Consider the following 10,372-nt stretch of genomic DNA (forward strand, 5'->3'; position numbering starts at 1 on the left):
CGCTCACGATTGCTAACTGCCATTGATGCCCCCTCCTTACCCGTCCAACTCGTCATCAATAAGAAGCATGACCTGTTCGGTCGCGTTTGGGGCAGCAGTTGCGTGAGCCTTCGCAGCCGCGGTGACCTCGGGCCACGACGTCACTAGCGCGTTGAACATGCCAGCCACCTGGACCATGGATCGCTTCTCCGCATGGGAGAACACGAGATACGCGAGTTCCTTAACAGCCTCGACGTCGACGCGTGTCGACGCTCCGTCGAGGATCCGTCCCGCCTCGGCCAGTCCGCTTTCGTCGAGTGCCTTGACCAGATGCATCGCCACTTCCCACAGCGTGATGTGCTCGTCGCGCTCCGGGCGGTACGACCTCGCAAGCTCGCCACTCGTCAACAGTCGGACCTCGCCCGCCTTGGCGTAGACGGCACCGGATCGGTCGAGTCCCGCAACCGACGTGTTGTATGCCCCCGCGAGCGTCTCGGCCTCGCCGTAGCCAGCCTTGTCGAAGCCGTGCGTCTCGAACCACTTCACGCACCAACGCGTGTCAGTGTCGAAGTCTCCCTCTTGGTCGGAGAGGACCTCACCGAGGACAGTGTTGATAACGCGGAGGGCAGCACGAACGGTCACGCTTGTCCCGTTTGGCTCAACTACTCGGGTGAATCTTGAGAACACCGCCATGCCCGGCCCGATCGCGGCCTGCGCCAAATCGACTGGAGCGATCGCACCGTGCTGCAGTTCGCGCAACCTCGACGGCAGTTCGTCTCGAAGCAAGTCCAGGTATCCGCGACGGTCGATGATCTGTGCCGACGTCGGTCGAGGTCGCAACGACAGGACGATCGACGACGCCAAGGCATTCGTTCCGAGGCTAATCATTCGGCCACTTCGCTCACTGCGCATCGGCCATGTCGAGGTAATTTCCCAGCCCGCCGTGATCATGCCTTCGAGCAGTGTTTCCCATCCTGTCGAAGCCTCGCCATCCTCATCAGCCTCGCTTTGTTTGAACGCGTAGTAGACGGTGATGGGATATCCATCAGAAGCGGATGCCCGGGCAGTCGCGAAAACCTTGCGGAACCCGTCCTCGAAGAACTCTTGCGCGCCGCGCTTACCCCCGTGGCGATACGGATTCGCTACTAGCTCTTCAGCCTTTGGTACCAAAAGGGTCGAGAGCAGATCCGGGTATACGCCCTTCAAGGAACGGCGAAGCCACACGTAGAAGTAGTCCGACAGATCCGAGTATCCGATGTTGTCGTAGTACGGCGGATCAGTTGATAGCACCGCTCCGGGAAGCGATGCGGACGACGCGTCTGCTTGGCGAGCCACCCCGATCGCCCGTGGCATCAGGCTCTCCAACACACGAACAATTCCTCGGAGCATGAAGCCGAAGTTTCCAGAGGAATCCGAGAACGGATTGGCCTCTGCAAAGTCCCAAGTCATCGGGATCGCTTGGCGCGCAAATGTGTTTCGCAGTCCTTCGTTCTTCGGATCGGGCATCCACGTTGCCATTGACGACCCGTAGTCGGCGAGGCGACTCACAGCGAATCCCAGGTATGTGGCAACCGCGTCCGCGTAGGCGCTGGTCCCTCCGTCTTCGACAACACGTTCGCGGGCCACAGAAACCAAATCAGAGAACGTTGCGAGCGTCATCAACTGACGGCTCGTATAGAGATCGGCGAATGACGTCAGACCGTAAGCCGGCGGTGAAAACCAGCGCGGGTTCTCGGCAATCATGCCGGAAATTTGCGAGTCAACCTCACCAACTTCAGCAGCACGAAGATGGATGTCATCTACTTCGAGATAGTGGCGTTGGCGGGTCCCCTCCGCGACGACGGCCAGCATCTGGGTGCCGAGTCGGCCGGCCTTCCCCTCGGCTCGGAGATAGCTGATCGGAATGTGCGTCCCGCAGGACACGCAGGTCGCCCCTGCCCTCCCCTTGACCGTGCCGTCGGCATCCTTTGGCGGAGCACTGCTCGCGCCTCGCCCGATCGAGAACCGAACTGCCTGACCGGACGGATGGCTGCTGTCCGCGACCAGCCTCGGGACGACGTAAGTTTCCTTCCCCTTCTTCTTGCCAAGCCACCAACTTCGAGCCAGTGGAACCGATATGCCGCACATGGGATTCGGGCAGGAAACCGTCCTGGCCCAGATCCATGCAATCGAGATCGCGGTTGATCCATCGGAGAGCTTGGCGTCCGGGTAGTTGAGTCGGAGACTGCGAGCGGCCTCGTCCCGGAGCCAGTGTCCGTACGCACGAACGTCGGCCGCCAGTCCGGCGGCGTCCTTCCAGCCACCGATCTGGCCATCCGCAAGTCCGGGGAAGACTGGCGGCTGGTCCCGAGATGCTGCGGGGAGCTCGATCAGGGCCTTGTTGATCAGAACCGCCACGGGATTGAGATCAGATGCCTCGGCGTCGAGACCGAGGCCGACAGCCGCCAGCGGGATCGTGCCTCCACCGGCGAAGACGTCCTGAATCCGCGGCATTACCCCACCTGTGGACGCAAGGATTTCGGTTTGTGCCTCGGCGAGGAGACGTTCGTCCCGAAGGTGATCCCAGTCCGCTAGGCGCTCAACGATCCCGTGCAGTCGCTCGCGCTCGATCCGCTGGTCTTCGTCTGTTGGAAACTCGTCCGGCCGGGCACTCGGATCGTCGACGAGTTGTGCGAACAGAACGGCGCGGGCTGCGGCCAACGGCCTACGCGCCCACCACAGGTGCAGGGTTGATGGGTGTCCGTGGCGGATCGACTTCTCGCGGGCGGCTTGCTTGTTGATCGCCTCAAGCGGCAGCGACACCTCGATGAGCTTGCGCTTCAATCTGTTCCCTCGACTCGACCCCGGTGCGGAGCCGAACGGCTCCACTCAATAGGTACCAGAGCGGTCCGACAGAACCCGTTATGACCTGGATTGCCCCGATCGAACAGCGGCCTCGACGCGATCCGCCGCGCACTCCGGGTCCTCATGCTCCCAGATCCGAACCACCTGCCACCCTTGTTCGACGAGATGAGCGTCCGTCTCCCGGTCACGCTCGACGTTGCGGGCCAGCTTCGTGGCCCACCAGTCGGCGTTGTTCTGCGGTAGGGACTTGTGTTCCTGGCAGCCGTGCCAGAAGCAGCCGTCGATGAACACGATGACGCGACTGGTCGCGAAGGTGAGGTCTGCCCGCCGCCTCGGCAACCCTGGTATCGCCGCGTCTACGCGGTACCGGAGCCCGCGGGCGTGGAGAAGCCGACGCAGCTGCACTTCGGCCGCGGTATCCCTGGTGCGCTGTTTCGCCATGCGCTGCGCCGTTCGGGAGTCGGTGGTTGGCACAGGGACGCCCATGTCACTCGTCTTCGAAGTGGGCGAACAAGGGACCCCACTTGCCGATGTCCGGCGCGGGCGTCATCGTGTTGCCGTAAGGGCACCCCTGCTCTTCGCAGAGACCACCGGCCATCAGTCCGACTCCAGACGTGACCAGTTCGTCCGCAAGGTCACTCGGAGCGCAGATCCGCATCGGTGGCCCGGTCAGAACGGTCCGCCGAAGGACGCGGCGATCGCGGGTCACGAATGTGTGTGCACCGGCGGCTTGTGCCTCCAACACCAAGTCGCGGTCGGCACCGGGCGGCAGACCATGCTCATCGCCGACCGGCGGAGGCGCAGGTTCGTTCGATGGTGCGGGGTAGGTCCAGTCGCCGAATTGAAACGCCAGAGACTCAGCCAGGCCGTCGATCATCTCGTCGAAGCCCGGAATCGAGCGTTTGGCGTCGCTGCGTGCCCGTGGGGTGACGACGAATCGGATGTCTCGGAGCATCCAGAGGTTTAGCAAGGTCGCGAGACACCGCAACTCTTCGGCGTACTTCGCTTCAGCGACGCCGATCTCGTCGTTCAGCATCTCGCTGCCGTGCGTCTGGAAGTCGATCAGCACGTTTGAGTCAAGGGCCACGACGAGCGGGCCGTGGTAGCCGACCGGCAGAAGTTCGGGCAGGGCGGCATGACAGAACCCCAACCCGGCCTCTGCCGACACCTCGTGCAACACGCTTCGAGCGTACGGCGCTGTCGGGCAGCCGGCGTATGGTGTCGCCGGCGAGTCCTACCGAACTCCCCACGCACTGTCGGCCGGGCCGGCTAGAGTTGCGGACTATGGTGGATTCTCGGTCGGCGTCGCGCGCCCATGTACGCGTGCTCGACCTCTTCAGCGGCGCGGGCGGCCTCAGCGAGGGCTTCAAGCGCGCTTCCGCGGCAAAGACCGCCACTCGGGTCTACTCCACAGTTCGAGCAGTTGAGTTCGACTTACCCGCAGCCGCGTCGTATGAGGCGAACCATGGCAAGGCCAAGGTGTTCGCCGGCGCGATCGAGGATTGGCTCGCGACCGAGGAGGTCCCGTCTGCCGACCTCATTATTGGCGGTCCTCCATGCCAAGGATTCTCAGCACTGGGCAAGAAGAATGTGAACGACGAGCGGAACCGCCTCTGGGAGTACTACGCAAAAACAATCGTCCAGGCCCAGCCGAAGTTCTTCGTGCTGGAGAACGTCCCGCGGTTCCTGGAGTCACCGCAGTTCGAACAGTTCAAGGAGTTGTGCGGACCGAACGGCGCGCTACGCGAGTACAGCTTCGAAGCGAAGGTTCTGAATGCCGCCGAGTATGGGGCGGCCCAGGTCCGGAAGCGCGTGATCCTGATCGGACACCATAAGGACTTGCCGCACCCCGGATTTCCCGAGATCAAGTCTCAGTTCAAGGATCCCGCCAACTGGCGAACACTGCGCCAGGCACTCAGCAACCTTCCGGTCGAGGTCCGACGGCGGAATCTCCCGGACCGCGAGCACGAGTTCGCAGGAAAGTCCCTGGCCGGGACTTACCGCACGGACGAACTCCACCTGACGCGCCACTACGAGGAGATCTCCTTGAAGCGATTCGCCTACATCAAGGAAGGCGAGAACCGCTTCAAGCTTCCCGACAGCCTGAAGTCGGACTGCTGGCTGAAGCACACGACCGGCTCAGGCGATGTCATGGGAAGACTCTGGTGGGACCGACCGTCGGTGACGATCCGAACGGAGTTCTTCAAGCCGGAAAAGGGCCGCTACCTGCATCCATCGGAACCCCGCGCGCTCACGCATCACGAAGCGGCCCGGATCCAAGGCTTCCGTGACACCTACAAGTGGGTGGGATCCAAGACAGCCATCGCCAGGCAGATCGGAAACGCTGTGCCGATCCCACTCGGCAAGGCCATCGGCGGGCATCTGCTTTCGGCCTTCGACGCCGCATGACCCGCGGCCTCCGACTACCCTCGCACCAGCATGACTGACGTCGCTCCTGCGGACTCCACCGCTAACGATCTCGTCCTCAAGTTCGACCCGCACACGATCGAGCACCTCGGGTCGAACATGTACTCACGCCTCCCGAACGCGGTCGCCGAACTCGTCGCGAACGCCTACGACGCCGACGCCACCGAGATCTCCGTTCATGTCATCGGCAGCGGTGAGTCGCAACGCATCGTGGTTGAGGACAATGGGCATGGCATGTCACGCGATGACGTCCGTGATAAGTACCTGCGAATCGGCCGGAACCGGCGTGGGACATCGGCCACGGCCAAGTCCGAGAGCGGCAAGCGAACGGTCTCTGGCAAGAAGGGCTTGGGCAAGCTGGCACTCTTCGGCATCGGCCACGAAATCGAAGTCTCGACGACCCGTGAAGGCCAAGCGGAACGCCTCATCGTGACGATGAACTGGGAAGCCTTGATCGGCACCGACGACGGAGATTACGAGCCGACCTCAGGGTCCGAGCCCGCTGAGCCGTCCACGCACGGGACCTCGGTGACGGTCTCGCGATTGACTCGCTCCAGCGACATTTCGCCAGCAGACCTCGCCGAGAGCCTCTCTCGGCTGTTCCAGTACAGCGACAGCGAGGTCGACCTCAAGGTGATCGGCCGCGATGGGTCGGAGATCCCGGTCACTCGGGAGCTCCGGGTTTCAACGGTCGCTAGCGAGTTCAAGTGGGACATCCCCTCCGACCTGCCGGAGAGTTCGCAGGACCTGTCTAGCGCCGGCGTGGTCGGCATCGTGATCGCGGCCGAGAAGCCATTGCCAACGCAGATGCGCGGTGTGGCCGTATATGCCAACGGACGACTCGTGAACGAGCCCGAGTTCTTCGGCGCTTCGGACTCTAGCTATGCCTATGCATATCTGACCGGCTACATCGCCGTCGACGGACTGGACGCCATCAAGCCCGACGTCGTTGCGACGGACCGCCGAGCCGTCAACTGGGACCAAGCAGATGCAGCGAGGATTCGTGCGCTGCTCAAGCGCATGGTCGAGGAGGTTGCGCAGCTGCGCAGACAACTTCGGGCAGCCAAGAAGAAGAAGCAGATCGAAGACGAGACAGGGGTTGACCCTGACGGCTGGGCTGACACCGTGCAGGGTCCCGAGAAGGAGCCACTCCGGGAGCTCATCAATATCATCGAGTCAGACGACACCGACATGAGCGACGAGGACCGCGGAAAGGCGGTCAAGAGCCTGAAGGAAATCGCCCCGCCGTACGCAGATCTGATCTGGCGCCACCTACATCCCAGCATCCAGACCGCCTGCGAGACCTACTTCAAGGCTGGCGACTATTACCAAGCGCTCCTGGAGGCCTGCAAGCAATATGTTGCCGATCTTCGATCCGCGGCGAACCTGCCTGACGAAGCCGAGGCATCCCTGTTCGGCAAGGCGCTGGGTGACGGTTCCGGGCCACGCCTGAACTTCACATCCCCTTTCCGCTCCGGGACACCATCGATCTCTGGCGCCTCCGCCACGAATCTCGAGAACGGACAGCGTGAGCTGTCCAAAGCCATCTGGTCAGCGTTCCGAAATCCGCTCTCACACGAGACGCTGGAGACGATCAAGTCCCTCGGGGTGATCAGCCACCAGGACTGCCTCGACGCACTCAGCCTGATGTCTCATCTCCGCCGACGGCTCGACGACGCGGTGCTCACTCCGTAGATCAGTGGACTCGTTACATGGCCATCCGACTCCCGCGTGTGCACCTGAACGATGCGACGGCGAGCACCGGGCTCAGGGTTCCTATCCAAGCGAACTTGGCGGCGTCCAGAGGAAGAGGAAGACCAGCCCGTTGAGCCAGCCCAGCCCGGGTCGGGTGGCGAGGTGGATGCAGCCGGCCATCGCTCCGATGTAGGCGGGTGTTGCAACGACGGCCACCGGGAACACCCACTTCGGGCCGCGCGGGGTGCGGAGCCAGTCGACGGCTCGGTTTCGTCGGGGTTGCTGGCGAGTCGGGTTCGTTCGTCTACGGAGCTCCGGTCGCCTGGCGTAGGTCATCGACGCTTGTCCGGAGGCTGGCACAAGCCGCTATGGCGGCCCACTGATCTTTCGAATCATCTGTGTCGAGGTATTCACGTTCGGCGCGGTCCGCTACGGAATCCAGGAGGTCGGCGCTGGTCGTGGCTACCTGGGCGGTGACAAGTACGGAGTCGTCGAACTCGCCTTGTTCGCTGACGATGAGCCGTTCGAGCTGCTCGGCCAGTTCGAAGCACGTGTCGGCGAGTGCGTCGATCCAGGCGTGGAGTTGGACCAGGGTCGTTTGAAGGCCTTCGGCATCAGGGACCTCAGCGTGGTGGCGATGCCAGTCACGCGCGGCGATGCTCAGCGAGGCCAACGCGTTGAATCCTGCATTGAGATCGACCGGGGCACTGAACTCCGACGTCGGCGAAGGCGGTCGGTACTCATCGCCGAGGAGTGCCATAGCTGCGCCGTTGAGAAGGGAGAATCGATCCTCCTCCGACAGGGCCTCGGTCGACCCACGCAGCCCGAGGTACGCCGTCACCAGTTCGCGGGCTCGTGCCTCGTCAAAGCGACCTCCCCAGTGCTCTTCCAGATCCTCAAGCAGCTCGATAGTCCGAGCGTCGATCCATCGGCCGAGCTCGCCATCAGGGGCCTCGAAGTCGCGGGCGCTACTCATCCGGACCCCACAGAAGGTCGAGGTCGGGTTCGTGGATGACGTCGATGCGCCTGCTGGGGTCGTACGCGGCGGGCGCCGGCACGACCAGGCGGCGCAGCTGGCGCTCGGTGACGCTCTGCTGGGTGGCGGTGTTGTCCTGCTCGTCCATCGAGATGTCCTCCTCAGCGGCCGGGAGCCAGCCGGTCAGTGGTGGGCTGAGTGCGCGGGACGTCCCGCTGCGCGTGATGGCCGCCAGGCGGCTTCGGCACGAACGACTCGTCGAGCTCGCTGGCGACCTCGCGCATCTGCGCCTGGTGGCGCTCCCACTCCCGGGGATGGAGGCCGTTCTGCAGGGCCGAGGCGACGATGGCGGCCATGGAGTAGGGCCGGTCGACGGGCACCTGGTCGAGCGCACACCAGGCCTTGGCTCCGTCCCCGCGCAGCCAGCTGGCGAAGCCGAGCATCGACGCCGAGGCGGCGCGGACCTCGTCCGGAGCACGGCGGGTCAGGTCGCCCCACAAAGCGATGTGCGAGGCGGTGTTCTGGGTGCTCATGTCCTCCCAGAGCGCGTCGCGGGTGCTGATCGTCTCCAGCGCCACGAGCATCCGGGCGCCCTCGACGTCGGAGAGGCGGTTGCCGTCGGCGTGGAACTGCCCGAGTCGGTCCAGCGCCCAGTCCTGCTCGGCGCTGGGTGTGCTCGATGCCGCGGATGCCCGGGCCGTCTCGAGGACCTGGGCGATCGGTTCCCGGTCCCCGACCAGCGAGGCCGCCAGGGAGGCCCGGCTAGCCGCCGGCTGGACAGTGCCGGTGAGGACCGTCGCGGCGGCGATCCGCTCGGCCGCTTCCTGGGTCTGCAGACCTGTGGCACCGGTGTTGAATTCCCGCCAGCGCTCCCCGTCGGCCCACAGCCGAAGGTGGGTGGCGATGCCGACGGTCTCCAGCCGGTTGGACAGGTGATGGCTGGCGAGCTCGGCGCTGCGGCGGTCCTGGGTGATGCACACGATGCCGACGCGGGCACCGGGCCGGGCGTGCCGGCCGTAGGGGCCGCTCAGCGCGTCCCAGACCTCCTCCCTGTCCCTGGCCGTCGTGGGTAGGTCGACGCGCGTAGTGGGCAGGCCTGGCCCGAACGGGACCAGGACGATCGACTCCTCGGGCTTGAAGCCGAGGACGTGGGGCATCGCTGCGAGCAGCTCGTCTGGGGACTGTACGACGAGATCCATCGGGCCGGCCCCCATCCTCAGCTGGCCTGGGCCGCGGCGCGCTCGACCCGCTCGATCCGGGCGGAGACGAACTTGAGCGAGACCCCGACCTCGCCGAAGCGGTTGTCGACCACCACGACGTTCTTCGTGCGCTTCTCGCCGGTCTCCTTGTCGCGCCAGATCTCGGTGCGCTCGAGGCCGTGCACGATGATCGGGTCCCCGGAGCCGCAGCTGTCGTGAACGTGGGTGGCGGCGGAGCCGTAGACCTTGACGTTGTGCGGCGTGGGCTCGTCGTTGACCCACTCCCCCACCTCGTTCTGGATCCGGCGGTTGACCAGGACTCGGCAGCTGACGAACGGCTTCTGGTCGTGGGTGGAGAGAAGCTCGGGGTCCTCGGCGAGGTTCCCCGCGAAGGTGACGGTCGTTGACATGGATTCCTCCTCGGTGGCTGCGGAACACCGCGGATACGGGTCCGCAGTCACCTAGGTCGGATCGACGCCCCGCAGCGATCACCTCGCAGCAATTCGAGCGACGCAGGCCGCCGGATCTTCCTCGTCAGCAGGCACAAGGTGGTCAGCACCCAAGGTCGCCGGGCAGCGCCCCGGGGCGATTGGGTGCCGGCACCAGAAGGGCCCGGGCGGGCCCGGGCAGCAGAACGCCCCGATCCGGCTCTCGGGTACCGGATCGGGGCGTGCGCCCGAGAGTAGCCGCGGATGCCGTGCTCGAGCGCGGCGTCGAGCTCACCCCTGGCGCGCCGGCCGACGCCGCGGCGGTCGGTTGCTGAGCTTCTGCGGCGGCGGGGGAAGCTCTCGACCCAGACGCCGGCGGGCCTCGTCGGCGGCCGCGATCACGGCCTCCTGGGCGAACGCCGATCGGGCGACGACGCGGCCGAGCTCCTGGCGGTCCTCGACGATCGCGTCCTCGACGGCTTCGATCGTGGACGTTGGCAGGTCGTGCTTCTTGTTGAAGCTCTTCCTGGTGCTCACCTGGGCCGGGTGCTGCTCGGCGGCCGCGGCGAGCTCGGCCCGCTGCTGCGGGGAGCGTCCGGCGTGCAGTTCGAGCGCCCGGGCGAGCCAGCCGACGAAGGCGCCGGGCGACTCCGGGTCGGTGTCCAGGTCGGCAACGTAGGCCGACCTGGCCAGGTCCCAGATGCCGGGCTTCCAGTAGATCCCCACTGGAATCGTGGTCTGGCTCGTCACCTGGTCACTCCCCTGGTCTCGTCCGCCGGCGTCGAACTGCAGCGGCTAACACCAACGCCGCTGCATTCCCGGTC

General features: G+C 65.0%; 10 protein-coding genes. 2 read left to right on the forward strand and 8 right to left on the reverse strand.

Features of this window, described 5'->3' with window-relative positions; all coding sequences use genetic code 11:
- Positions 1–36 precede the first annotated feature (36 nt).
- The 3 genes from ACOADB_RS05730 to ACOADB_RS05740 all read right to left on the reverse strand — a co-directional run bounded on the left by ACOADB_RS05730 (position 37) and on the right by ACOADB_RS05740 (position 4,003).
- The gene (locus ACOADB_RS05730) at positions 37–2,802 is read right to left on the reverse strand and encodes a DUF1156 domain-containing protein (RefSeq protein WP_378596980.1); all 2,766 of its coding nucleotides are present in this window, start codon (positions 2,800–2,802) and stop codon (positions 37–39) included.
- 78 nt (positions 2,803–2,880) lie between these two features.
- The gene (locus ACOADB_RS05735; protein WP_378596981.1) at positions 2,881–3,309 is read right to left on the reverse strand and encodes a very short patch repair endonuclease; all 429 of its coding nucleotides are present in this window, start codon (positions 3,307–3,309) and stop codon (positions 2,881–2,883) included.
- A 1-nt stretch (position 3,310) separates the two neighbouring features.
- Positions 3,311–4,003, reverse strand: coding sequence for a hypothetical protein (locus tag ACOADB_RS05740; RefSeq protein WP_378596982.1), 693 nt, complete (start codon positions 4,001–4,003; stop codon positions 3,311–3,313).
- Positions 4,004–4,146: 143 nt separating this feature from the next.
- Between ACOADB_RS05740 and ACOADB_RS05745 the strand changes: the two genes are divergently transcribed.
- A complete protein-coding gene (locus tag ACOADB_RS05745) occupies positions 4,147–5,232 on the forward strand; it encodes a DNA cytosine methyltransferase (protein WP_378596983.1) in 1,086 nt (361 codons plus the stop codon).
- Positions 5,233–5,262: 30 nt separating this feature from the next.
- Positions 5,263–6,945 (forward strand): TIGR02391 family protein, encoded by a 1,683-nt coding sequence (locus ACOADB_RS05750; RefSeq protein ID WP_378596984.1) that lies wholly within the window; start codon positions 5,263–5,265, stop codon positions 6,943–6,945.
- 304 nt (positions 6,946–7,249) lie between these two features.
- Here ACOADB_RS05750 and ACOADB_RS05755 read toward each other — a convergent pair whose 3' ends face one another.
- The 5 genes from ACOADB_RS05755 to ACOADB_RS05775 all read right to left on the reverse strand — a co-directional run bounded on the left by ACOADB_RS05755 (position 7,250) and on the right by ACOADB_RS05775 (position 10,298).
- Entirely contained in the window at positions 7,250–7,921 is a 672-nt protein-coding gene (locus tag ACOADB_RS05755; protein WP_378596985.1) for a hypothetical protein, read from the reverse strand.
- Positions 7,914–8,069: a hypothetical protein gene (locus ACOADB_RS05760; RefSeq protein ID WP_378596986.1), complete on the reverse strand. Its 156-nt coding sequence runs from the start codon at positions 8,067–8,069 to the stop codon at positions 7,914–7,916. The genes ACOADB_RS05755 and ACOADB_RS05760 overlap by 8 nt, the downstream gene beginning before the upstream one ends.
- A gap of 13 nt (positions 8,070–8,082) precedes the next feature.
- The gene (locus tag ACOADB_RS05765) at positions 8,083–9,120 is read right to left on the reverse strand and encodes a DUF4192 domain-containing protein (RefSeq protein WP_378596987.1); all 1,038 of its coding nucleotides are present in this window, start codon (positions 9,118–9,120) and stop codon (positions 8,083–8,085) included.
- Positions 9,121–9,137: 17 nt separating this feature from the next.
- Entirely contained in the window at positions 9,138–9,530 is a 393-nt protein-coding gene (locus ACOADB_RS05770; protein WP_378596988.1) for a single-stranded DNA-binding protein, read from the reverse strand.
- A 309-nt stretch (positions 9,531–9,839) separates the two neighbouring features.
- Positions 9,840–10,298, reverse strand: a complete 459-nt coding sequence (locus ACOADB_RS05775) for a hypothetical protein (protein WP_378596989.1) — start codon at positions 10,296–10,298, stop codon at positions 9,840–9,842.
- Between the last annotated feature and the right edge of the window lie 74 nt (positions 10,299–10,372).

This window comes from Nocardioides sp. CPCC 206348, from assembly GCF_048654705.1.
Lineage (GTDB): Bacteria > Actinomycetota > Actinomycetes > Propionibacteriales > Nocardioidaceae > Nocardioides.